Origin of the sequence: Pararobbsia silviterrae (genome assembly GCF_003628125.1) — a bacterium.
GTDB lineage: Bacteria > Pseudomonadota > Gammaproteobacteria > Burkholderiales > Burkholderiaceae > Pararobbsia > Pararobbsia silviterrae.
Genome location: NZ_RBZU01000001.1, coordinates 421,336 through 445,246, shown reverse-complemented (window position 1 = coordinate 445,246; position 23,911 = coordinate 421,336). Strand labels below are relative to the sequence as shown.

Here is a 23,911-nt window from a genome sequence, read left to right as displayed (position 1 = left end):
GTGCTATTGCTGGTCAAAGAAGCGTCAAGTATAAGCGGGTGCGGTCTTCAGGAACAATTGATGACTCGGAGCGAAGTGCGCATACAACGGCAAGATCGCTCCGCCCATCGCGCGCGCGTCGGCGCCGGCGTGTCCCTGAAGCAGCGCGGGCCGTGCAATGCCCTCCCAGCGCTGGGTTTCGAGCGCGCGCGAAGTCGCCTCGATCAGCGCCGCGATCAGATCACGGTGGAGTGACCCGTCGATGACAATCGCGTCGAGATCAAGCACCGCGGCCGACGTCGCGATCGTCGAGGCCAGCGAACGCGCGGCGTCCGCGATCCACGCATCGGTTACGCCGCGCAACGCGCTCGACAGCGCGCGCGCGTCGTGTGCGGCGCGCCCCGGCGCGCCTTGTTGGCGGATCGCCTGTTCGAGCACGAGCCCCGACGCGCGGTGAAGCAATTGCGTCGCCCCGTCGATCGGCGCGGAGCCGATCGCGCCCGCATTGCCGTTGGGGCCGTGATGCAGACGCCCGTCGATGACGAGGCCGCCGCCGATGAAGGTCCCGATATACACGTAGAGGAAATTGTGCACGCGCTGACCGTGCCCGGTGACGAGTTCGGCCGCGCAGGCGGCGGTCGTGTCCTTGGCGAACTCGATCGGCAAGCGGGTCATCTGCTGGACGCGTTCGCGGATGTCGATGCGGCTCCAGGCGTCGAGCACCTGGCCCGGCGCGCTGATCAGGTCGCGCCACCCGCCCATCCAGAGCGGCGCGGCCACGCCGATGCCGACGATCCGCGACGCATGGTCGCCGAGCATCGACTCGACGAGCGCGAGCTTGCCGCGCATGGCCGGGAAGATGATCTCGGGGTCCGGATAGTCGTATTCGACGATTTCACGGCACCGGACCTGCCCCGCGAAGTCGAGCGCGAGCACGTCGAGGCTGCGCCGCCCGAGCTTGATCCCGAGCGTAAACGCGCCGTCGGGGTTCAGCGCGATCGGCACCGATGGCTGGCCGATGCGGCCGCGCAGCCGATCCTGCTTGATGACGAGACCGTCGTTGAGCAACGCGTTGATGATGACCGAGACGGCCTGCATCGACAGACGCGTGACGCGCGCGAGTTCGGCTTTGGGCAGCGCGCCGTGCAGGCGGATCGCCTGCAGCACGATGCGCTCGTTGAACTGGCGCATGCCGACGTGATTCGAGCCGACCGTACCCACCACGTGCGGCGGACGATGCGCGGTGCGCACGGCCGCCCCCGCGGCGCGATCGGCATCGGGCGCGACGCGCTCCGTGCGCACGCGCGACATGCGCGCCGACGCGGGTCCGGGCGCCGCGTCGGGGGCCGCCTGCTCGGTCGACGCGTCGTGACCCGCCTTGGTCTTGCTCATACGGCTCGACTCTGAAAAGCACACAAAAAAGCGCGCGCCGCATCGGCGCGCGCCGCCGCTCACGCGGTCACTGCAGCGTGGCCGCGCCCGTCATGACCGCGACGGCATGATTCATATCGATGTCGCGCCGGTTCACGAGCGCGACACGCCGGCCCAGCCGCTGGATATGGATACGGTCCGCGATCTCGAAGACGTGCGGCATATTGTGGCTAATCAGTATCACAGGCAAGCCCTTGTCGCGAACGCGACCGATGAGTTCGAGCACCATGTTCGACTCCTTGACGCCGAGCGCCGCCGTCGGTTCGTCCATGATCACGACATGGCGCGCGAACGCGGCCGAGCGCGCGACCGCGACGCCCTGGCGCTGACCGCCCGACAGCGTTTCGACGGCCTGCTTCATCGAACGGATGCCGATCTTGAGGCTCGCCATATGCGCATTCGCCTCGGCGAGCATCCGGCGTTTGTCGAGCATGCGGAGCTTCTGCGCGATGAAGCCGGGCTTGTAGAGCTCGCGGCCCAGGAACAGGTTCTCGGTGATCGTCATCGCGGGCGCGACCGCGAGGTCCTGGTAGACGGTCTCGATGCCCTGCGCGCGCGCATCGAGCGGCCCGCGAAAACTGACGGGCTTGCCGTCGAGATACATCTCGCCTTCGTCGGGCCGCACGGCGCCCGAGAGCACCTTGATCAGCGACGATTTGCCCGCGCCGTTGTCGCCGATGACCGCGAGGATCTCGCCGGGCAGCAATTCGAAGTCGGCGCCGTCGAGCGCCGTGACGTGACCATAGCGTTTGACGAGCCCTCGCGCGGCGAGCACGGGCGCGAGTCCGGATTGCGGCACGGCCGCGGCGTCGCCGCGCACGCTCGAATACGACGGCTGGGCCGCGGGCGAGGTCGAATGGATCGATGACATGATGGGCTCCTGGCGACGCCGTGCTTAGCGATGGGAAATCTTGTCGGCCGAGACGGCCAGGATCACGAGGATCCCCGTGACGAGCACCTGATAGACCGACGAGACGCCGATCAGCGTAAGCCCGTTGCGGAACACCCCGACGATCAGCACGCCGAGCAGCGTTCCCATCATCGTGCCGCGTCCGCCGAACAGGCTCGTGCCGCCGAGCACGACCGCCGTGATGCTGTCGAGGTTTTCCGTCTGCCCCGATTGCGGATCGCCGACCCCGGTCCGCGCGACCGCGAGCAGCGCCGCAATGCCGTAGCTGAGCCCCGCGAGCGTGTAGACCGTGATGAGGATGCGCTGCGTCGGCAGTCCCATGAGCCGCACGGCTTCGGCGTTGTTGCCGATCGCGTAGACGTGGCGTCCCGGCGCGGTTTCGCGCAGCACGAACCAGGTCGCGAGATAGAGCAGCAGCATGAGCACGGTGCCGTAGGTAACCGTCCCCGCACCGATGCCGAACGTGTTGCCGAAGAACGTGAGCGGCGCGGGCAGGTTCGAGATGCTCTCCGCGTTCGAATAGATCTGCGTGATCGCGAACGCGATATTGAGCGTGCCGAGCGTCACGATGAACGCGGGCAGCTTGATGCGCGTGACGAGCAGTCCGTTGACGAAGCCGAACGCCGTGCAGACCGCGACGCCGAGCACGATCGACAGATACGGGTTGAGGCCGTTGGCCACCGCGACCTTGCTCATGACGACCGAGCCGAGCGCCATGACCATGCCGCACGACAGATCGATGCCGGCGGTCAGGACGATCAGCGTCTGCCCGATCGCGATGATCCCGACGACCATCGATTGCTGGAGGATCAGCGAGAGGTTCTGGACCGACAGAAAGCGCGGCGTCTGCGAAATAAAGAAGAGGCACGCGAGCACGAGCGCGACGAGCGGCCCGAGTACGGTCAGCGGCGGCAGGTGGTCGGACAGCTTCGCCTTGGGCTTGGCGATCGGTGAGGCGGGTGTGGCATTCATCATGTGCTCCTGAGTCAGGCGGGCGGCGACCGGGCCGGGGGCGCGCCGCGCTTCGACGCGCGCGGCGCAGGGCCGGCTCCGGGGCCGCGACGGCTACGGCATGCGGGTGCGCGTTACTTCGTGCCCCAGCATTCGTCGAGACCGAACTTCGTATCCTTGCTGTCGATGCCGCTCAACGGTTTGTCGGTAATCAGCGTGACGCCGGTGTCGGTATAGCCGCTCGGCTTCTTGCCGGTCTTCGCGTATTCGATGCCCGCCTGTACGCCGAGCGCGGCCATCTTGAGCGGGTATTGCTGAGAGGTCGCGGCGATCTGGCCGGCCTTGACGTTGCGTACGCCCTCGCAGCCGCCGTCGATCGACACGAGGATCACGTCCTTCGCCTTGCCCGCCGCCTGCAGCGCGCGATACGCGCCGGCCGCCGCGGGCTCGTTGATCGTGTAGACGACATTGATGCCGGGGTCCTTCTGCAGGCAGTTTTCCATCGCGGTCTGGCCCTTGGCCTGATCGCCGCGCGTGTCCTGGCTGCAGACGATGCTCGGGTCGCCGTCCTTGACGCCGAAGCCCTTGAGGAAGCCCGTGTGACGCAACACGCCGACACTGATGCCCGGCGCGAGATCGAGCGTCGCGATCTTCGCGGGCTTGCCGTTCATCGCGGCCTTCGCGTATTCGCCGATGAGTTCGCCGGCCTTGAAATTGTCGGTCGCGAACAGCGCATCGGTCGCTTCCTTGGGCTCGGTCGGCGTGTCGAGCGCGATGACGAGCACGCCCGCGTCGCGGGCTTTCTTGATGCTCGGCACTATCGCCTTCGTATCGCTCGGCGTGATCAGAATCGCCTTCGCGCCCGCGCCGACCATGTTTTCGATCGCGGTGACCTGCGTCGCGTTGTCGCCGTCGTAGCGACCCGCGGCCGCCAGCAACTTCGCGCCCCCGGCATCCGCCGCCTGCTGCGCGCCCTGCTTCATCTTGACGAAGAACGGATTGGTGTCGGTCTTCGTGATCAGGCCGATGATCGGCTGATCGGCGAATGCGACCGCGCTGGCCGTCATGGCGAGCGCGAACAGGGTGCGTTTGAGTGGCTTCATGGCGTCTTCCTCCGGTTGTTATCGACGGGTGACCGTGCGTCGCGCCGCGGGGCACGCATCGCGATACGCGCGACACCCCGGAGATTCGCCGGTCTCATCACTAAATCACTTCATGTGAATTAGTAAAACCGTTCGAGATTCGAGCGTCAAGAAACAAAGCTCAAAAGACGGGTAAACGATCAGATCGGGTCGTAAAAAATCGCCAACGCCGAGCGATCGCGCGATAGGCAAGCGCATTCAGGCGAGGTGGATCTGGCAGAAAGCTTGGACGAACTGACATTGATGCCAATCCGTCGAACGCCTAGAATCGCGCTTATTGCCCGGGTTCAGGAGTGATGTGCATGGCCACCGACGCTTCACGTCATCGCATCGTGCTCGTGGCGTTCGACGATGCTCAGATGCTCGACGTCACGGGTCCGATGGATGCGTTCGCCGAAGCCAACACCGCATGCGAGCGCAACGGACGCGCGCCCGCCTACGCGATCACGTTCGCCGGCCCGCGCGTCGGGCTCGTGCCGATGGCGTCGGGCCTCGAACTGCACGCACGCGTGAGCTTCTTCGACGAAAGCCTCGAACCCGACACGCTCGTCGTGTGTGGCGGTCGCGGCGCGCGCATGGCGGCCGACGATGCCGCGGCGGTCGCGGCGATCGGACGCCTCGCGAACAAAGCCGCGCGCGTCGTATCGATCTGCACGGGCGCGTTCGTGCTCGCGGCGACCGGGCAACTCGACGGCCGCCGCGTGACGACGCACTGGAAATACTGCGACGTCATCGCGCGGCGCTTCGCGGGCATCGAAGTCGACGCCGACGCGATCTTCATACACGACGGGAAGTTCTATACGTCGGCGGGCGTCACGGCCGGCATCGACGTCGCGCTCGCGCTGATCGAGCAGGATCTCGGCCGGCCGATCGCGCTGGCGGTCGCGCGCGAACTCGTCGTCTTCCTGCGGCGGCCCGGCGGACAGTCGCAATTCAGCGCGCATATGGCCGCCGAAGCGAGCGCGGCCGACCCCGACCGATTTGCCGAACTCACGCGCTGGATGGCCGAGCATCTCGACGGCGACCTTTCGATCGAACGCCTTGCGTCGCGCGTGTCGATGAGTCCGCGCAATTTCGCGCGCCGCTTCGCCGAAGCGCTCGGCACGCCGCCGGGCAAGTTCGTGCAGGCGCTGCGCATCGATGCGGCGCGGCGCTTGCTGACCGACGGCGACGTCCCGCTGACGACCGTCGCGCGCCGCTGCGGATTCAATTCGCTCGAGACGATGCGGCTCGCGTTCCAGCGTCATCTGAAAGTCGCGCCGCAGGATTTTCGCGCGCGCTTCCGTTCGCGCGGCGTCGTCGAACTCGCGACGCGCGGTTAGGCCGGCCTCAGCTCTGGCTCTGCGACATATCGGGGCTGAACCGGCAACCGAGCCGATAGCGCGACCCCGGATGCACGAACCGCGCGAACGTAACGGCAACACCGTCGCACCACGTCCGGCGCGCGAGCGTCAGACAGGGCACCTCAGGCGCGATTTCGAGCCATTGGGCTTCGGCCCGCGTCGGCAGTCCCGCATCGACGATATGTTCGATCTCGTGCGCGGGCACGATGCTCTTCAGATATTCCGACGGCCGGACCTGCTCGAAATCCTGTTCGAGAAACGCGGGCGCGATCGCGGGGTTCACGTAACGATCCTCGAGCTGAACCGGCAAACCGTTCTCGCGATGGATACAGATGATCCGGAACACCGACGCACCGGGTTCGAGACCGAGCGCCGTCGAAACGAGCGCGGGCGCGGCCTCGCGCGTGACGACCACGTTCGTGCACGTGTACTCGTGTCCGCGCGAACGGACCTCGTCGCCGATATCGGCGATCATGAGCAGCGTCGACTGCGGCTTGGCCTGCGCGACGAACGTGCCGACGCCCGACGTCCGCGTGAGGACGCCCTCGTCGGTCAGCTCGCGCAGCGCGCGATTGATCGTCATGCGCGACACGCCGAGCGTATCGACGAGACTCAGCTCGGACGGGATGCGATCGCCCGCGCGCCACGTGCCCGACTGAATCGTCGTGCGGATATATTCCTTGACGCGCGCATAGCGCGCGACCGGCTCCGCATGCCGTGCCCGCTGCGGCGCGCGCGAGGCCACGGATCTCATTGATCGCCACCTCGCGTCCAGAACGCGTTGCGATCGAAGTAGTTCTGCAGGAATTGCCGAAGCCGCGGATGGTCGGCGTCGTGAAAGACGTCGTGCGGCGAGCCCTGCACGGCGATCCGGCCTTCGTCGATAAACACGACCTTGTCCGCGACCTGCGCCGCGAATCCCATCTCGTGGGTGACGACCGCCATCGTCATGCCGTCGCGCGCAAGCTGCTTCATGACCTGCAGCACCTCGCCGACGAGTTCGGGATCGAGTGCCGACGTCGGCTCGTCGAACAGCATGATGTGCGGCTCCATCGCAAGCGCGCGCGCAATGGCCACGCGTTGCTGCTGCCCGCCCGAGAGCTTCGCCGGATACGCATCCGCACGCGCCGCGAGCCCGACGCGATCGAGCATCGCGAGCGCCGTGCGCCGCGCTTCGTCGCGCGAGCGTCCGCGCACGCGCTGCAGCGCTTCCATGACGTTGCCCGCCGCGGTCATGTGCGGCCACAGATTGAATTGCTGGAACACCATGCCGACGTTGCGGCGCGCGTGATTGATCTGCGCATGCGAGGCCTTGACGCGCTTGCCGTTGCGCGTCGCATACCCGAGCAATTCACCTTCGATGAGCACGTCGCCCGCATCGTATTCCTCGAGAAACGCGAGACACCGCAACAGCGTGCTTTTGCCCGACCCCGAGGGGCCGATGATGCAGACGACTTCGGACTTGCCGATGTCGAGATCGACGCCGCGCAGCACCTCGACGTCGCCGTAGTGCTTGCGCAGCCCGCGCACCTGGATCAACGCGCCGTCCGGCGCGCGCGCGGCGCTGCCCGCCGCGTCCGCGGGAGCGGCTGCATCGCCGGGCGCGCCCGCCAACGCGCTGCGCATGACGGGTTGTGTCGTGTTCATCGGGGTGTCCTCGTCCAAATTCCCAAGTTGCCAGGTTCAGCGAAGCGCGAAGCGCGACAGCCGGCGCTCGGCCCACGTGCCCAGATGCGACGTCAGCTCGACAAGCGCGAGATAGCAGACGCACAGCGCGAGCAGGGTCTCGACGAACGCGAACGACTCGGTGCCGATACCGGTCAGCACGAAGGTCAGCTCGGGCACCGTCACGATCGAGAGCACGGCCGTCTCCTTGCTGAGCACGATGATGAGGTTCGTCAACGCGGGCACGATGATCACGAGCATCTGCGGCAGCTGGATGCGCACGATGCTCTGCCAGCGCGAGAGCCCCAGGCATTGCGCGGCTTCGACATGCCCGCGCGGCACCGACTGGAATCCGCCGCGAAAGACCTCGGCAAAATAGGCGCTGCCGTAGAGGCCCAGTCCGAGCACGCCGGCCGTCAGCGGTTCGAGCGTGAGTCCGAAACTCGGACCGCCGTAGTAAAGCAGGAAGAGCTGGATCAGGAACGGCGTGCCTCGGAACAGTTCGATATAGATGCGCAGCGCGCCGCGCACGCCGGGCCCGCCGAACAATTGAACGACGGCGATCAGGAAACCGAGGACCACGCCCATCGCCACGCCCGAGGCCCATGTGCCGAGCGTCACGAGCATGCCGTGCGCGATCTCGGGCAGGTTATGGGTGATGACACCGGGGTCGAAACTCACCATGACGATCGCTCACGCCGCCCGCAGGCGATGCTCGGCGTAATGCGCGAGCAGCGCGAGCACGCCGTTGATGACGAAATAAATCAGGGCCGCCGCGAGATACGCTTCGAGCGGGCGATACGTGCTCGCCGCGATGTTCTGCGAGGTCCGCGTGAGCTCGGCGACGCCGACGACCGAGACGAGCGACGAGGCCTTGAGCAGCAGCACCATTTCGTTGCCGAGTGCGGGCAGCGTCAGGCGGAAGGCCTGCGGGACCTGGATCCGCGTGAGCATGTCGAAGCGCGACAGTCCGAGCAGGCGCGCGGCTTCGATCTGACCCGGCGGAATGCCGAGAAAGCCGCCGCGCAAAATCTCGGCGACGTAGGCCGCCGAGCACAGCGCGCAACTGCCGATCGCGGCCACCAGCGGCGGCACGTTGATGCCGACGAACGGCAGCAGGTAATAGACGAGCAGCAACTGCACGAGCAGCGGCACGCCGCGAAAGAAGAACACGTACGCGCCGCCGAACGCGCGCGCGAAGCGGTCGTGCGAGAGCCGCGCGCTGCAGACGCCGACCGCGACGAAGAATCCGATGAACAGTCCCGCCACCGAGATGCCGACCGTCGCGAGCGCCGCCTGCAACAGCAGCGGAAAGCCCTGGAGAAAGACACTGAAGCTGAACATGATGCCGTCGCGTTCGATCCGCGCCTCGACGCCCCTCGCACAGGCGCTCGCCGGCGGGCGGCGCCGCGGACCCGCTCGGCATGCGCGCCGAACCGGTCCGCGTGTGCGAGATCGCGAAGCGCTTAGTAGTTCAACGTCGGTTCCGTCGTCGGCACGTCCATCGCGGTGCCGAACCACTTCTTCTGGAGCGCCGCGAGCCGTCCGTCCTTGTTGAGTTTGACGAGCGCCGCGTTGAAGGCGTCGAGCAGCGGCTTGCTGTCGGCGTCCTTGCGCAGGCAGTACGCGAAATAGACCTTCGCGCCGAATGCGGGCTGCACGACCGCGAACGTGTCGGGCCGCTGCTTCGCGACGTAGGCGATATTCGTCAGCGAGTTCGCGACCGCCGAAATCCGGCCCGCGGCGAGGTCCGCGTAGGCCTGATTGTTGTCGACGTATTCGCGGACTTCGGGCGGCTTGGGCAACGTCGCGATATAGGTCTTGAGCTGATCGAGCTGCGCCGAGCTCTTGCCCGCGCCGACGACCTTGCCCGAGATATCGGCCGAGGTCTTGAGGCTCGCGTCATTCGCGCGCTTGAGCAGCGCGTCGGTCGCATCGGCGATCGGCAGCGAGAACGCATACCGTTCGGCGCGCGCCTTGGTCATCGTGAGCGGGCCGCCGACCATGTCGAACTTGCCGGCTTCGAGGCCCGGCAAGACGCTCGGCCACGGCAGATCGATGAAGCGAACCTTGACGCCGAGTTCCTTGCCGACTTCGGCGAACAGGTCCTTGTTGAAGCCGGCTTGCTGGCCGTTCTCGAGGAAGTCGAACGGCGCGAACTGCATTTCGGTGCCGACGACGAGTTCGCCGGCCTGCTTGACCTTCGCGAGCTCGTCTTCGGCATGTGCGCCGAGACTCACCGCGCCGGCCGCACAGACGGCCAGCATCATCAAACTGCGCTTCCAGCCTGCCAGAATCTTCATGAAAGATCTCCGTGTAAACCAGGGTATGACAGCGTGCCGCGGGCCCGCGGGGGTCGAACAGTGCGACGCAGTATATACCGCACTTTTCAGGCAAAAAAATAAAGATCAGCCCTGATCGAGCATACGTGAGCGTGCGTCACGCAGCGGTGCGTGACTCGGGGAAGCGCCGCTTGCGCGCCGCGTTTTCGCGGTATATACAGCGTGTGGATGCAAGGTGAGAAGCGCGGTCCGTCGAGGCCGTGTACGGTCGTGGTTGCCATGGGTCAGGAGCGTGTATGTCGTCGTCGAACCGGATTCCGATCATCGATTTCAGCGGACTGCGCAGCGGCGAGCCGCGCGCCCACGATCCCGCGGCGCTCGCGCGCGTGGGCCGCGAGATCCACGAGGCGTGCACGCAGATCGGCTTCTTCTATCTCGCGAATCACGGCGTGCCGCAACAGACGATCGATCGCGCCGAGCACGCGGCGCGTACGTTCTTCGCGTTTCCGGCCGACACGAAAAGCCGCGTTGCCGTCAATGCGCGCCATCGCGGCTTTCACGCGATCGGCGGCGCGACGATGTATCAGGCCAAGCGCCCCGATTTCAAGGAGTTCTTCGGCATCGGCCTCGAACTGCCCGAAGACGATCCCGACGTGCGCGCGGGACAGGCGCTGCGCGGGCCGAACAACTGGCCCGACTTCATGCCCGAATTGCAGCCCGCGCTCTACGACTACTACGAGGCGATCGGCGCATGCGGCGCCGATCTGCTGCGCGCGATCGCGTGCGGACTCGGCCTCGCGCCCGACTTCTTCGCGCCGCGCTACACGAAGCGCATGCAGCGCACGCAGATGGTCTACTACCCGCCGCAGCCGCCGATGTCCGATGCCGACCAGTTCGGCGTCGCGCCGCATACGGACTACGGCTGCATCACACTGCTCTGGCAAGACACGGTCGGCGGTCTGCAGGTCCGCGAGATCGCGAACGATACGTGGATCGACGCGCCGTCGATGCCAGGCACCTTCGTCGTGAACGTCGGCGACCTGCTCGCGCGCTGGAGCAACGACCGCTACCGCTCGACGCTGCATCGCGTGATCAATCGCTCGGGACGCGAACGCTATTCGATCGCGACGTTCTACGACCCGACCTACGACGCCAGCGTCGATCCGCGCGAACTCGGCGTCGCGGCCGATGCCGCGCGCTATGCACCGATCGCGGCGGGCGACTATATCCTCGGACGCATCAACGATTCGATGGCCTACCGGAAGCGCAGCGCATGACGCCCGACAGCGCAGCCGTGCTCGCCGCGCTGCGCGCCGCGCTCGGCGACGACGCGGTCCGGACGGGCGATGCGATCGGCGCGCGCGCGTTGACCGACTGGACGCGCATGACGCCGACGCGGCCGGCCGCCGTGCTGATGCCCGCGACGACCGAGCAGGTCGCGCGGGCGCTCGCGATCTGTCATGACGCGCATCAGCCCGTCGTACCCCAGGGCGGCATGACGGGGCTCGCGGGCGGGGCCATCGCGCGGGCGTCCGATATCGCCATGTCGCTCGAACGGCTGGCGGGCGTCGAGGAGATCGACACGGCGTCGGCGACGATGACCGTGCGCGCGGGAACCCTGCTTGAAACGGCGCAACAGGCGGCGAGCGAGGCGGGTTTCGAACTCGCGCTCGATCTCGGCGCGCGCGGCTCGTGCCAGATCGGCGGCAATCTCGCGACCAATGCGGGTGGCAATCGCGTGATCCAGTCGGGCACCGCGCGCGACCAGACGCTCGGCCTCGAAGTCGTGCTCGCCGACGGCACGGTCCTGAGTTCGCTGAACAAGATGGTCAAGAACAATACGGGCTACGACCTCAAGCATCTGTTCATCGGTTCCGAAGGCACGCTCGGCGTCATCACGCGCGCGGTGCTGAAGCTCGCGCCGCCGCGCCGCGCGCGGCATACGGCGCTCGTCGCGCTCGACGGCTACGAGGCGGCCGTCGCGCTGCTCAACACGATGCGCGCGCGTTTCGGCAATGACGTGGGCGCGTTCGAGATCATGTGGCCGGACTTTTTTGACTTCGGCGTCTCGCTGACGCCGGGCGCGCGCTCGCCGTTCGATGCGCGGCATCCGATGTACGCGTTGATCGAGCACGCGGGACTCGACCCCGAGGATCGCGGTGTGGCGTTCTCCGACGTGCTCATGCAGGCGCTCGAAGCGGGCGCGCTGCGCGACGCCGTGATCGCGCAATCGCTCGCCGAGACGCGCGCGCTCTGGGCGATTCGCGAGGCGACCGCCGAATTTCCGAGCCGGCTCGAACCCGTGAACTTCGACGTGAGCCTGCCGATCGGCGCGATCGGGCGCTTCGCCGACGCGTGCCGCGCGCGATTCGAGCAATGCTGGCCCGGTCAGGTCTCCTACTACTTCGGCCATATCGGCGACTCGAATCTCCACGTGACCGTCGATGGCCGGAGCGTGCCCGGCGTCCCGCACGACGTCATCGATCGCGAACTCTACGCGCTGCTCGCGCCCTACGCGGGTTCGATTTCGGCCGAGCACGGCATCGGCGTGCTCAAGCGCGACTTCCTGCCGGTCTCGCGCAGCGCGGCCGAGCTCGCGACGATGCGCGCGATCAAACAGGCGCTCGATCCACGCGGGATCCTGAACCCGGGTAAGCTGCTGCCCGTCTAGGTTTCTCCCGCACACACATCGATGGAAGATCTGAAGAACGACGGCCCCGCGGCCCCCGCTGCACGCCCCGGCTTTCGCGAAGGCATGCTCGACGTCGGCGACGGGCACACGATCTATTGGCGCAGCCATGGCAATCCCGACGGCCCCGCCGTCGTGATCCTGCACGGCGGGCCCGGCGGCGCGTCGAATCCGCGCTGGGCCGAGTTCTTCGACGCGACACGCTGGCGCGTCGTCATGTTCGATCAACGCGGCTGCGGACGCTCGACGCCGTTCGGCGAATTGCGCGCGAACACGCTCGCGAAGCTCGTCGAGGACACCGATGCGCTGCGTGCGGCGCTCGGCATCGAGGCGTGGGCCGTATTTGGCGGATCGTGGGGCACGACGCTCGCGCTCGCGTACGGCGCGCGCTACCCCGAGCGCTGCACGGGCTTTCTGCTGCGCGGGATCTTTCTCGCGCGGCGGCAGGATATCGACTGGTTCCTCTGGGACGTGCGGCGCGTGTTCCCCGACGCGCACGCGCGTTTTCTCGACGCGATCGAGCGCGCGAGCGGCCGACGGCCCGCGAACGCGGCCCAGGTGCTCGACTTCGCGCAGGCGCCGCTCACGCGTTTCGATACGGCCGGTCTGCGTCTCGCGCAGTTGTGGTCGAACTATGAATACGGGTTGTCGGCGGTCGGTCCGATGCCCGAGGACGCATCGGCGAAATCGGGCGATGACGCGCAAGACGCGCCCGCGACGGCGACGCAAGCCGCTTCCCCTGCCGTCCCCTCGTCGGCCATTTCGATGGCGCTGCTCGAACGGCACTATATGGCCGACGAACTGCCGCCGCCCGATCTGCTGCTGCAGGTCCACCGCATCGCGCATCTGCCCTGCTATATCGTGCACGGCCGCTTCGACATGGTCTGCCCCGCCGATCAGGCCCAGGCGCTCGCCGATGCGTGGTCCGGTGCGCAGTTGTCGATCGTCAAGGCCTCGGGACACTACACGTTCGAGCCCGGCATCGCGGACGCGCTCCGGCGCGACGCCGAGCGGCTCTATGCCGATACCGGTGCCGGCGCCCGCGTCGATAACCGTGTCGATACCCGCGAACACGCCGCGCGAGGATAATGCGCGAACCGTCGCATCGCGCGACGCCCGCCGAAGAGAGCCTCATGAACGAACCGACTGAAGCACAGAAACGCGCCGAAGAAGCGCAAGCGATGGAACGCGTCGTGGCCGCGACACACAAGGTCCAGGCGGCGTTCACGTCCCTGCAGTCGCAGTTTCCGCCCGAAGGCGGCGGCCAGCCGTCGAAGCTCGCGCTGCAGGTCCTCGACGCCGCGCTGCAGGAACTCGAAGACGCGCAAATGGGCTTCGACGGCCTGCTCAACGATCTGCTCGACGGCGAACGCTGAGCCGCGCGCCTCGGGGACTTGGGGGGCTGGGGACTGGGGACTGGGGAACTTTAGGATTTGGGAGCCCGAGACCTTAGGGACTCGGGGACTCAGTGCCTCAGGGACCGACGGACTAAGGGGCGCGAAGACCCAGGTTCTCGGAGAATGAGGGCCGAGCGATTCCGCTCCCGGACCTTCAAGTCGGCACCTTGAACGCCTTGCGCGCCGCGAGCGCGCGCGTGCGTGCGTCGCAGCCGTCCTGATGATCGTTGACGAGGCCCATCGCCTGCATCAGCGCGTACATCGTCGTGGGCCCGACGAACTTCCATCCGCGCTTCTTGAGTTCCTTGCTCATCGCGATCGACTCGGGCGACGTCGCCATCGTGCTCAGCAGCTCGCGCGTGAGCTTCGTCGGCCGCGTCTTCGGATCGGGTTCGAAGCGCCAGAGAAAGGCCGCGAGCGAGTTTTCGGTTTCGAGCAATTCGAGCAGGCGTTGCGCGTTGTTGATCGCCGCTTCGATCTTGCCGCGATGGCGCACGATGCCCGCGTCGGCAAGCAGACGCTCGATATCCCGCTCGTCGAAGCGCGCGACCTTGCGCGCGTCGAAGTTCACGAACGCGCGCCGGAACGCTTCGCGCTTGCGCAGGATCGTGATCCAGCTCAAACCCGACTGAAACCCTTCGAGGCAGATCTTCTCGAACAAACGCCGGTCGTCGTCGACGGGAAAGCCCCACTCGTGATCGTGATAGTGCTGATACTCGGGAATCTCGCCGCACCAGTGACAACGCGCGACGGCGGCGACGGATCGTGTGTCGGGCGCATCGGGCGCTTTGGGCACGTCGAGCGCTTTGGGTGCTTTGGGTGCTTTGGGCGCTTTGGGTGCATCGAGCGCTTTGGGTGCGGTCTTCGTCGATGGCTTGCTTGGGGATGGCATCGGAGGTCTCCGTTCGCGAGGCCGTGCAAGTGTAAAGGGTCGTGCGACGCTCGCGCGGTCGGCATGCAGGATTCTGCCAAAGAAGACGCGTACGGCGTGTCACGCGACGCCCGCGTCATGCGCCCCCGACGGGAGCTCGGCGACACTTGCGCACACGTGCACGCACACCGCACCGCACCGCACCGCACCGCACCGCACCGCACCGCACGAAAGCATCGTTCACGCGCGCTCAGCGCGCCAGCGTGATCGCGAGATACGCGGCGTAGAGCCCGCCGTTGACGAGCAGCGCCCAGACGCGCACGCCGCGCGTGCGCGAATGCAGACGCACCCAGATCGCCGCGGCAAGCGTGATCGTGACGCCGGTCAGCACCTCGATGCGCGGCTCCCATGGGGTGAGCAGGATGCCGATCGCGGGCAACAGCGTGCCCTGGAACACCATCGCGCCCGTGATGTTGCCGAACGCGAGCGTGTCCTTGCCGCGCCGGATCCAGAGAATGCTGTTGATCTTCTCGGGCAATTCGGTCGCGATCGGAATGATCAGCAGCGACAGCAGCAGCGCCGACACGCCGAGCGCCTTCGATACGCCCTCGACGCCATGGATAAACCCCTTCGCGCCGCCGACGAGCAACGCGACCGCGATCGCCAGTTGCGCGACGATCGTCACGAGCGTCGTCGGCAAACCGAGCCGCGCGAGCAGCATCGTGCCCTCGGCCTCCGTGCCGTGCCCGGCCTCGACGAGCGTACCCGACGCACGCAGCGTCGACGCCACATAGCCGACATAGACGCCGACGAGCGCGAGCGAGATCAGCGCGCGCACGATCAGGTTCTGATGCGGCACGAACATCGCGGCCGTCGCGAGCACGAAGGCGCCGATAAAGAAGTTCAGATCGCGCTCGAATCCCGAGCGCTCGGGCGCGATGCGTCCCGACAGCGTGCGCACGCGCAGCACGGCGATGGTCATCAAAAATGTCGAGAGCGTCGCGAGCATGAGGGGCGCGCCGAGAATCGCGCCGACGCCGATCTCCTCGTTGACGCGTCCCGTCGCGCCGTCGCCGGACAGGATCGCGAGCAAGGGCACGGTCGTTTCGGGCAGGGCGGTGCCGACCGCCGCGAACAGCGAGCCCGTGACACCTTCGGAGATCTTGAGCCGCTCGCCGAGATGTTCGAGGGCGTTGGTGAACAGTTCTGCCGCGGCGAGAATCATCACCAGCATCAGCAGCAATTCGAGAACGAGAGAAGTCACGCGAGCCCCTGTGGCCGGACGCGATTTCCATGACGCACCGCTTCCGTCCGGCCAGAACGAAACAGCGCGTCAATGGTCTCGCCAAACCGTGAAGGTCGAACGCGCCACGGCCGCGGCCGATGATGTTGACGCGCTCTCTTCCTTGAGAGGAAGAAGACTACTCCCCAATGACGGAGCGCATTCTAGCGACCGGCGAAGCTTTCGACAAGATTTCAATTTTCGAGCAAAGAGCGGCGGCGACGCGTCGATTCGGCACGCGCATGTGCATGTGCATGTGCATGTGCATGTGCATGTGCATGTGCATGTGCATGTGCATGTGCATGTGCATGTGCATGTGCATGTGCATGTGCATGTGCATGCGCGCATGTTCGATCGCGCTACGAAGACGCCGCGCGGACGCGCGCCCTCCGCGCTCTGACACGCCGCGAACACAACACGCACTCACGAACGCTACGCAATGCCACGCCTCGCGACAAAAAACGCATTGCACTGCAACGCGTCAGGGCACCGGATATTCGCCCGTGCCGTCGGGCCAGGACGTCAACACCTCATAGCCGTCGTCGGTCACCGCGATCATGTGTTCCCACTGCGCGGACCACGACTTGTCGCGCGTGATGACGGTCCAGTTGTCGTCGAGCACCTGCGTAGCCGCGCGCCCGAGATTGACCATCGGCTCGATCGTGAACACCATGCCGGTCTTCAAGCGCAATCCGGTGCCGGGCTGGCCGTAGTGGAGCACCTGAGGCTCCTCGTGGTAGATCTTGCCGATGCCGTGTCCGCAATACTCGCGCACGATCGAATAGCCCTCGCGATGCGCGACGCGCTGGATCGCATGGCCGACGTCGCCGAGCGTCGCGCCCGGACGCACCTGCCGAATACCGGCGACCATCGCCTCGTAGGTCGTCTCGACGAGCCGCTTCGCTTTCGGGCTCGGCGCGCCCACGAAGTACATCCGGCTCGTGTCGCCGTAGTAACCGTCCTTGATGACCGCGACGTCGATATTGATGATGTCGCCGTCCTTGAGCGTCTGCTTGGCGCTCGGAATGCCATGGCACACGACATGGTTGACCGAAGCGCAAATCGTCTTCGGAAAGCCGTGATAGCCGACATTGGCCGGAATCGCGCGCTGATGGTTGACGATGAAGTCGTGGCAGATCGCATCGAGCTCATCCGTCGTCACGCCGGGCCGCACGTGCGGCGCGATCATCTCGAGCACGTCGGCGGCGAGACGCCCCGAAATGCGCAGCTTCGCGATGTCGTCCGGGGTTTTGTAGGTAAGGGCCATTCAAGCTCGACTGTATGAAGCCGCGCGGACGATTCCGCGCGGACGTCGCGCTATTTTATCGACCATCGCGCAGGACTGCTTGGAGCGCGCCGCGCTCAATGCGACGTCGCATGCGCCGTCGCGGATGCCGCACCGGCCGCCGCATCGCGCTCGGCATCGCGCTCGCCGTCGGCCTCCGGGTCAGCGTCGCGCGGCCGCACCGGCAGACGCTCGCCGGGTCCGAGTTGAGCGGCCAGCACGCAGGCCTCGATCAGCTCGCGCAGCGTCGCGACGAGATTCGCGTTGCCGAGGTCGGCGAGCGGTCCGCTCGCCTTCGGCATCGACGGCGCCCAGTCGCGTCCGAGTCCGAACACGACGGTCGCGTCGGGCACGCGCTGCTCGATGCGCCGCGTCAGGTACCGCAGATAGAACGGCAGGTATTCGGCGTCGAACGACAGAATGCAGATGACCTCGGCGCGCACGACCTGCTCGACGGCCTGACTGTCGCGCGGCAGCGTATCCGACGCGACGTGCGTCACGTCGAGGCCGTGCTTGCGCAGCAACTGCATCGCGATCGACACCATGAGCTCGTCGAGTTCGCCGCGCCCCGAAATGCAGAGCACCGCACGACGCGCGGCCGTGTGCTCGGGCACGGATGCGGGCGCCGCGCGCGGCGCGCCCTCGAGGCGTTCGGGCAGCAGGTCGCCGATCGCGGGGCCTTCGCCGGCCTGCGTCACATGCGCGCTCCGGTCGGCGACGTCTTCGAGTCCTTCGATGAGGTCGCGCGTGGCCTGCTTGATCCGGCGCAACTGCGTTTCGGTGACCACGCCGCGCGCCATGTCGTTGTAGGCGAGCCGCAGGCCCTTGATCGACACCTCGTCGTAGTAGGCCGTCAGCGCGTTCTCGCGCAGCAGGACCTCGGCTTGCGCGAGGGCTTCGTCGGGATCGCCCGCGAGAATGCGCTGATAGAAGTTCTCGTCGGGCGTCAGCGCGGGTCGATCGCCGAATAGCACTTCGAGGAACTGCAGCCGGTCCACGTGCCGGCCGAGAATCACGAGGCACAGCGTCAGCGGCGTCGACAGGATCAGGCCGATCGGCCCCCAGATCCAGCTCCAGAAAATCGCCGCGACGATGACGGCGAACGGCGAAAGTCCCGAACTGTGCCCGTAGAGCACCGGCTCGATGACCTGCGACGCGAGGATTTCGATGAATCCGAACAGCACGATGGTCCAGACGAACAGCGTCCAGTTCGGCTGAACCGCCGCGGCGAGAATCGCCGCGGCCGCGGCCGCGAGCCACGATCCGACGTACGGCACGAAGCGCAGCAATGCGGCGAGCACGCCGAACAGCAGCGCCCCCGGTACGCCCATGACGACGAGCCCGAGCGCGATCACGAGGCCCACGCCCGCGTTCATCGAGAGCTGCGCGACGAAATACCGGCTCAGCCGCCGCGCGGCTTCGTCAAGCGCGGTCGTCGTCCGATGCAGGTCGCTCGACCCGACGAGCCGGATCAGGCGGTCGCGCAAATCGCCGCGCTGGATCAGGATGAAGATCGCGACGACGAGCACGATGCCCGACGTCGCGAGCGGGTCGAACACCGGCGACAGATAACGCTGCGCGAGTTCGAGCGGCGACGCGTGGCGCTCGTGGACCTCGACCGGCAAAGGCCGCACGTCGGTATCCGCATCGTTGGGGCCCGGCGTCGTGCTGTCCTGCACATGCTGTCCGGATTCCTTGAGCGCGTGCGCGGCGCGCGTGAGCAGATCGTCGGCGCGGCCGAGCGTCTTCTCCTGGACCGTCTCGATCTTGTCCTCGATCGTGGCCTGGTAGCGCGGCAGCGACGACGCGAGCTGCGCGACCTGCACGCCGATCAGACCGCCGACGCCGAGCACGACGAGCAACGCGAAGACGATCGCCGAGATCACGGCCGGAATCCGGCCGAGCCCGATCGAGCGCAGGCCGTCGACGAGCGGCGCGAGCAGAAAGCTCAGCAGAATCGCGAGCGTGATCGGGATCAGCACCGTGCGCCCGAAATAGAGCGCGCAGACGATGATGACGGTCGCGATCAGCGTCGTGAGGACGCGGATGCCCGGAGCTTCGACCGGCGCGACCTGTGCGGGCGGTCGCGGCGGCTTGGGTACGCCATTCATAAATTTCCCACTCTAAGCGCCGGTAAGGCTGGCGGCGGTTCGATCGTGCAACAGGGTTCCGACAGGGTTCCGCGCGCGGCAATGCCCGACGATCGCGCATCGCCGCGCATCGCCGCGCATCGTCGAGCAAGCGGCATTCCCGTGCCGGCCACGGCGCAATAACGGCAACGCCCGCGCGGCTTCCCGGGTTCGCGAGGACCGCGTACTGAGCCCGCATACGCGGTCCGCGCGGCGCGGTCCTTATAACGAGTCTGATTTGCGGGACCGCTCGCCGGGACCGCTTGTTCAGTCTGCTTTCTTCTTCGGCTTCCCGGGCAGGCAGACGACCTGTTCGACGAGCGCGGGCGCCGAATCGGGTTCGATCGGGCTGTACGGCGCGTCGGGCACGTCGTCGGCATACGCGATCTCGCCGCTCGCTTCGATGAAATCGGTGTGGACGATCTTCGCCTGATGCTTCTTACAGTCGAACACGATACGCGCGATCGTGGTCGTGAACTCGATGCCGCCGGCCGACTGCGGCGCCTGATACGCTGTCTTGACCAATGCGCGGCGCGTGCCGTCCGGGTAGATCTCGGCGGCCGTGCGTTTCATCAGCAGCGTTTCGGATTGGCTTTGCGCGATCGGAATCCAGTCTCCGAGCGGCTGGGCGCCCACGGTCGCCGATGCGACAACAAGCGGAACGGCGGCGCAGAGCACCGGCAACAACACATTTCTCATGGCACTCCTCAAAGGCGAACCGCAAGTCTAGCCGACTCGGCACGGTACGGTGCGTTTGTGCGCCAACACGCACGTAACGGCACGTAAAACGCCGTGACAACCTCCGCGAGCACACGCCGCTAGAATCCTCGCGACGCCATTCTTCCGCGCTTCTTTTCATGCTCAAGCCTTACCTGTTTTCGTCGTGCGCGCGGCCTGCGAACGCCGCTTCGTCGCTCCACGCGCACGCGCGCCGCGACCTCGCCCGATCGCGCACGATTCGCGCGCGAATCGCCCAGGCCGCGCTCGCGTTCGCTGCGCTGGGCGCGGCGTCGTCGGCCTTCGCGCAAGCGAGCGAACCGGTCCAAAGCAGCGTGTTCACGCATCGCGTGACGGTCGACGACGGTCCGCAGAGCGGCGCGATCAACGACAACTGGAAATTCATCACGAATCCGCCCGCGAAACCGGTCGCGGCCAGCGACCCGGCGGCGGACTCGGGCAAGCACGGCCACGGCCGCGGTTCCGGTTCGGGCGGCGGACGCGGCACGCGCGGCACGTCGAGCGCCTCGAACGACAGCGCCGCGTCGGCGCCCGCGGGTACGCCGCCGATGGCGCCCCCCGACGCCGCCCCGGCCCCGAACGCCGGCGCAGCCTCCCAACAACAGTAGCGCGCGGACACGCGCGGGCGCATTGCCAGCGGTCGTCGCTTTGCTGCATGCTGATGCGGCACGGCGCACCGCCGACAACGACAAGGAGCCCGCCCGATGCCCGAATCCCTGCGCCGTCCGGCGCGCTATCTCCGCGAGCGCACAGGCGAGGAAGCGCGCGTGACGAACGTCGAACTGTTCTTCGACCTCGTCTATGCGTTCGCCGTGACCCAGCTTTCGCACAAGCTCGCGGGCGACCTCACGTTGCTCGGCGGCCTGCAGACCATCGTGCTCTGGTTCGCCGTCTGGCTCGGATGGCAATACACGTGCTGGGTCACGAACTGGTTCGACCCCGACCGTCTGCCCGTGCGCGTGCTGCTGCTCGCGATCATGCTGATCGGCACGGTCATGTCCGCGAGCCTGCCGCTCGCGTTCGACGACCGCGGCCTGACGTTCGCGCTCTGTTATGTCGTGATGCAGGTCGGCCGCAGTCTCGTGGCCGTGCGCTTTCTCGGCCACGGCCATGCCTTGAGCGACAACTTCAAGCGGATCACGGGCTGGCTCTCGATCTCGGGCGTGCTCTGGATCGCCGGCGCATTGGTCGAGGGGCCGGCGCGGCTCGCGCTCTGGCTCGCCGCGGTGGTCTGCGAATACGTGTCGCCGATGTTCGGCTTCGCGCTGCCGGGGCTCGGACGTTCACGGTCGAGCGACTGGCAAAGCGCCGAAGGCAGTCATATCGCCGAGCGATGCCAGGCGTTCGTGATCATCGTGCTCGGCGAATCGCTGCTATCGACGGGCGGCACGCTCAGCGAGACGCGGCAGTGGGATGCGCCCGGCATCATCGCGTTTCTCGTCTGCTTCCTCGGCACCGTCGCGCTCTGGTGGATCTACTTCGATACGAGCAGCCGCGCCGGTTCGGAACGGATCGCGCGCGCGGAGCGGCCCGGGCAGATGGCCGCCTATTTCCACTACGTCCACGCGATTCTCGTGGCGGGCGTGATCGGTGTCGCGGCGGGCGATGACCTCGTCATCGAACACCCCGACGAGCGGATACGCTTCGCGACCGCATGCGTGCTCGTCGGCGCGCCGATGGTCTATGTCTTCGGCAATGCGCTGTACAAGCGCATCGTCTATGGTGCGTTTCCGCTCTCGCACCTCGTCGGCATCGGTCTGTTACTGCTGCTGTTTCCTTTTGCGTTCGAGACGGACAGGCTGATGGTCGCGGGACTCACGACGCTGATCCTCATCGTCGTCGCCGCGTGGGAAAGCGTGTCGCGCAGACGAGGCGCCGAGCCCGAGATCGGGTCGGAGGTCGCGTCAGAGACGCGCACGCCGGCGCGCTGACGTTCGAACGCACGCGATCTCGTCGTCACCCGTGTCCGGGCCGGGCGCCGCGTCAATGCGTCCCGCATTCGCCGCGCTCGGCACGCGCTTCGGCGCGCTGAAGATCCTCGGGGTAGTAGGGATCGAACGCCTTGGGCACGTATCCGCACGCTTCGAGTTGCTTGAGTTCGGCCTGATTGCGCTGCCAGACCGGATCGTTCGTCGCGCATCCGGCGATCGAGATCGCACCGATCGCGGCCAGCGCGATCGCCAGGGCGCCGCGCGCGCCGATCCACACTCTACGGCTCATTGTTCACCTCTTGAACGCAAGGGCCAGCGCGTCATCGCGATGGCACGGCGCATCGATCGAGGCGGTCAATCCACCGCTGCGACGTATCCGGCGCCGATAGACCGTATTTTAGGCGCGCGTCCGATATCGCGCCCTCCGTCGACCGGACCCGGCCGACACACGGCGCGCGCGGCACCGACTCGTGCACCGACTCGTGCATCGATTCACGCCGCGATTCACGCGCGCTTCATGCCGCAATTCACGACACGCTGCGCGCCGCTATTCGCGGCACATTGCATGCTGCCGCTCACGCCGCGCTTCGCATGCGGTGCTCGACGATCTCCGCCATCACGGACTCGCCGAGTCCCGGGCCGACGCTCATGCCCACGCCCGTATGCATCCAGACACCCGTGACGCCGCGCGATGCCTTGAGCACGCTGAACGGCCGCTCGTGCCGCGCGCGCGATCCGTAGACACCCTGCCATCGCTGGACGACGGCGAGCGGCTCATCGAATAGACGCTCGGCCAAATCCAGCAGATGCCGATCGACGCGCTCGTCGTTGAACGGCATCGGATCGGAGTTGTAGTCGTGTGAATCGCCGATGATCACGCTGCCGTCGGGCGCGGGGCTCGCGAGCAAATGAATGCCCGCGTCGAGCAGCTCGGGCGCCGTGCGCCGGACGTCGTCGAGCAACGCGCGCGCGGACGGCAGATCCGAAAACGCGCCGTAATGCAAGCAGCTGAGTCCCGTGAGCAGTGCGTGGCGAAGCGCGATCTCGCGCGTCGGGCGCACGCGCAGCATCTGCAAACGACAGACGCGCGGTCCGATCTCGGCGAGCGCATCCGAGAGCAGCGTCAGATAGTCGTGGCCCGAGCACACGACGATATGCGCCGCGCGACATGCACCGGCCGTCGTATCGAGGTAGCCGTCGTCGACATGCCTGACGAGCGTGTCGAACACGAACTCGACGCCGAGGCGATCGCGCAGATACGCGATGATCGCGGGCAACGCCTCGCGTGAAAACACCTGCATGTCCTCGCGCCCGTGCAGCGCGGCCCGATGATGCGCGAAGCGGCCGTCGTAGAGTGCGCCGAGCGCCGCCTGGTCGAGCCGTGCGACGTCGTAACCGCCGCTTTGCGCGCGCGTTTCGACGAACTCGTCGATGACGGCGACTTCGCAGTCCGTGCGAGCGAACAGCAAGCACCCCGCCTCTCGCGCAAAGAACCCCGCCTGCGATGCCCAGTGTTGCCAGATCGCGCGCGATGCCTTCGCGAGCGCGAGCATGGGGCCCGGCGGCTGGCCGGTCACGAGCACTTGTCCGAAGTTGCGGATCGAGGCGCCCGTCGGCGTGCCCGTGCGCTCGAAGACGGTCACGCGAAGACCGCGCAACGCGGCCGCATACGCATGAGACAAGCCGAGTATTCCCGCTCCGACAATCGCGATGTCGGTTTCGCGAACAGGTTTGACAGCATCCAATCTGAAGCTCCTTGCAAAAGACCGCAGACGCATGCGCGCGCGCATCGCGCGTCGCGCCGTGCATGCGGCATACCGCATCGCGCAGGCCGTATAAAATAGCCGCGCTTCCCAACCCCATCGTCATCCACGCCCCCGCCCGCG

23 protein-coding genes and 1 riboswitch are annotated in these 23,911 nt (G+C 66.9%); of the genes, 7 read left to right on the top strand and 16 right to left on the bottom strand.

All coding sequences use genetic code 11. From position 1 onward, the window contains the following. Window positions 1-24: 24 nt before the first annotated feature. The 4 genes from D7S86_RS01980 to D7S86_RS01965 all read right to left on the bottom strand — a co-directional run bounded on the left by D7S86_RS01980 (window position 25) and on the right by D7S86_RS01965 (window position 4,374). Window positions 25-1,230, bottom strand: coding sequence for an ROK family transcriptional regulator (locus tag D7S86_RS01980; protein WP_420813200.1), 1,206 nt, complete (start codon window positions 1,228-1,230; stop codon window positions 25-27). A gap of 208 nt (window positions 1,231-1,438) precedes the next feature. Then, window positions 1,439-2,281 carry an ATP-binding cassette domain-containing protein gene (locus D7S86_RS01975; protein ID WP_121082750.1) on the bottom strand — a complete coding sequence of 281 codons (843 nt, stop codon included), beginning with the start codon at window positions 2,279-2,281 and terminating at the stop codon, window positions 1,439-1,441. A gap of 24 nt (window positions 2,282-2,305) precedes the next feature. After that, window positions 2,306-3,292: an ABC transporter permease gene (locus D7S86_RS01970; protein ID WP_121084202.1), complete on the bottom strand. Its 987-nt coding sequence runs from the start codon at window positions 3,290-3,292 to the stop codon at window positions 2,306-2,308. A 113-nt stretch (window positions 3,293-3,405) separates the two neighbouring features. Then, window positions 3,406-4,374 (bottom strand): sugar ABC transporter substrate-binding protein, encoded by a 969-nt coding sequence (locus tag D7S86_RS01965; protein WP_121082747.1) that lies wholly within the window; start codon window positions 4,372-4,374, stop codon window positions 3,406-3,408. A 341-nt stretch (window positions 4,375-4,715) separates the two neighbouring features. Between D7S86_RS01965 and D7S86_RS01960 the strand changes: the two genes are divergently transcribed. Beyond that, a complete protein-coding gene (locus D7S86_RS01960) occupies window positions 4,716-5,735 on the top strand; it encodes a GlxA family transcriptional regulator (protein WP_121082745.1) in 1,020 nt (339 codons plus the stop codon). A 7-nt stretch (window positions 5,736-5,742) separates the two neighbouring features. Here the strand turns inward: D7S86_RS01960 and hutC are convergent, their stop codons facing one another. The 5 genes from hutC to D7S86_RS01935 form a co-directional block, all read right to left on the bottom strand. After that, window positions 5,743-6,510 (bottom strand): histidine utilization repressor, encoded by a 768-nt coding sequence (gene hutC, locus D7S86_RS01955; RefSeq protein ID WP_121082743.1) that lies wholly within the window; start codon window positions 6,508-6,510, stop codon window positions 5,743-5,745. Further along, window positions 6,507-7,403, bottom strand: coding sequence for an amino acid ABC transporter ATP-binding protein (locus D7S86_RS01950; RefSeq protein ID WP_420813185.1), 897 nt, complete (start codon window positions 7,401-7,403; stop codon window positions 6,507-6,509). Before D7S86_RS01950 ends, hutC begins: the two co-directional genes overlap by 4 nt. Window positions 7,404-7,439: 36 nt before the next feature. Beyond that, the gene (locus D7S86_RS01945; protein ID WP_121082740.1) at window positions 7,440-8,105 is read right to left on the bottom strand and encodes an amino acid ABC transporter permease; all 666 of its coding nucleotides are present in this window, start codon (window positions 8,103-8,105) and stop codon (window positions 7,440-7,442) included. A gap of 9 nt (window positions 8,106-8,114) precedes the next feature. After that, entirely contained in the window at window positions 8,115-8,765 is a 651-nt protein-coding gene (locus D7S86_RS01940; RefSeq protein WP_121082737.1) for an amino acid ABC transporter permease, read from the bottom strand. Window positions 8,766-8,887: 122 nt separating this feature from the next. After that, on the bottom strand, window positions 8,888-9,724 hold the full coding sequence (locus D7S86_RS01935; protein WP_121082734.1) for a transporter substrate-binding domain-containing protein: 837 nt from the start codon (window positions 9,722-9,724) through the stop codon (window positions 8,888-8,890). A gap of 275 nt (window positions 9,725-9,999) precedes the next feature. Between D7S86_RS01935 and D7S86_RS01930 the strand changes: the two genes are divergently transcribed. Genes D7S86_RS01930 through D7S86_RS01915 form a run of 4 tightly spaced genes read left to right on the top strand, consistent with a single transcriptional unit; the run spans window position 10,000 to window position 13,768 of the window. Beyond that, window positions 10,000-10,980 carry an isopenicillin N synthase family dioxygenase gene (locus D7S86_RS01930; RefSeq protein WP_121082731.1) on the top strand — a complete coding sequence of 327 codons (981 nt, stop codon included), beginning with the start codon at window positions 10,000-10,002 and terminating at the stop codon, window positions 10,978-10,980. After that, a complete protein-coding gene (locus D7S86_RS01925) occupies window positions 10,977-12,374 on the top strand; it encodes an FAD-binding oxidoreductase (RefSeq protein WP_121082728.1) in 1,398 nt (465 codons plus the stop codon). The genes D7S86_RS01930 and D7S86_RS01925 overlap by 4 nt, the downstream gene beginning before the upstream one ends. A 21-nt stretch (window positions 12,375-12,395) precedes the next feature. Then, window positions 12,396-13,481: a prolyl aminopeptidase gene (pip, locus tag D7S86_RS01920; RefSeq protein ID WP_121082725.1), complete on the top strand. Its 1,086-nt coding sequence runs from the start codon at window positions 12,396-12,398 to the stop codon at window positions 13,479-13,481. Between the two features lie 44 nt (window positions 13,482-13,525). Beyond that, complete coding sequence (locus D7S86_RS01915; RefSeq protein WP_121084198.1) at window positions 13,526-13,768, top strand: hypothetical protein; 243 nt, start codon at window positions 13,526-13,528, stop codon at window positions 13,766-13,768. 175 nt (window positions 13,769-13,943) lie between these two features. Here D7S86_RS01915 and D7S86_RS01910 read toward each other — a convergent pair whose 3' ends face one another. The 5 genes from D7S86_RS01910 to D7S86_RS01885 form a co-directional block, all read right to left on the bottom strand. Beyond that, window positions 13,944-14,681, bottom strand: coding sequence for a DNA-3-methyladenine glycosylase I (locus D7S86_RS01910; RefSeq protein ID WP_121082722.1), 738 nt, complete (start codon window positions 14,679-14,681; stop codon window positions 13,944-13,946). Window positions 14,682-14,910: 229 nt separating this feature from the next. Continuing rightward, a complete protein-coding gene (locus D7S86_RS01905) occupies window positions 14,911-15,924 on the bottom strand; it encodes a sodium:calcium antiporter (RefSeq protein ID WP_121082720.1) in 1,014 nt (337 codons plus the stop codon). Window positions 15,925-15,926: 2 nt separating this feature from the next. Further along, window positions 15,927-16,102: riboswitch (yybP-ykoY riboswitch) on the bottom strand. A gap of 321 nt (window positions 16,103-16,423) precedes the next feature. Further along, window positions 16,424-17,209: a type I methionyl aminopeptidase gene (map, locus tag D7S86_RS01895; protein WP_121082716.1), complete on the bottom strand. Its 786-nt coding sequence runs from the start codon at window positions 17,207-17,209 to the stop codon at window positions 16,424-16,426. A gap of 95 nt (window positions 17,210-17,304) precedes the next feature. Continuing rightward, complete coding sequence (locus D7S86_RS01890) at window positions 17,305-19,338, bottom strand: AI-2E family transporter (protein WP_240647956.1); 2,034 nt, start codon at window positions 19,336-19,338, stop codon at window positions 17,305-17,307. 285 nt (window positions 19,339-19,623) lie between these two features. Further along, entirely contained in the window at window positions 19,624-20,055 is a 432-nt protein-coding gene (locus D7S86_RS01885; protein ID WP_121082713.1) for a surface-adhesin E family protein, read from the bottom strand. Between the two features lie 158 nt (window positions 20,056-20,213). Between D7S86_RS01885 and D7S86_RS01880 the strand changes: the two genes are divergently transcribed. After that, window positions 20,214-20,702 (top strand): hypothetical protein, encoded by a 489-nt coding sequence (locus D7S86_RS01880; RefSeq protein ID WP_121082710.1) that lies wholly within the window; start codon window positions 20,214-20,216, stop codon window positions 20,700-20,702. A 96-nt stretch (window positions 20,703-20,798) separates the two neighbouring features. Continuing rightward, window positions 20,799-22,025, top strand: a complete 1,227-nt coding sequence (locus D7S86_RS01875; RefSeq protein WP_121082706.1) for a low temperature requirement protein A — start codon at window positions 20,799-20,801, stop codon at window positions 22,023-22,025. Window positions 22,026-22,077: 52 nt separating this feature from the next. On the opposite strand, the gene D7S86_RS01870 is transcribed toward D7S86_RS01875, so the two are convergent. Both D7S86_RS01870 and D7S86_RS01865 read right to left on the bottom strand, forming a co-directional pair. Continuing rightward, a complete protein-coding gene (locus D7S86_RS01870) occupies window positions 22,078-22,314 on the bottom strand; it encodes a hypothetical protein (RefSeq protein WP_121082703.1) in 237 nt (78 codons plus the stop codon). Between the two features lie 286 nt (window positions 22,315-22,600). Next, window positions 22,601-23,770, bottom strand: a complete 1,170-nt coding sequence (locus D7S86_RS01865; RefSeq protein ID WP_240647955.1) for a TIGR03364 family FAD-dependent oxidoreductase — start codon at window positions 23,768-23,770, stop codon at window positions 22,601-22,603. Between the last annotated feature and the right edge of the window lie 141 nt (window positions 23,771-23,911).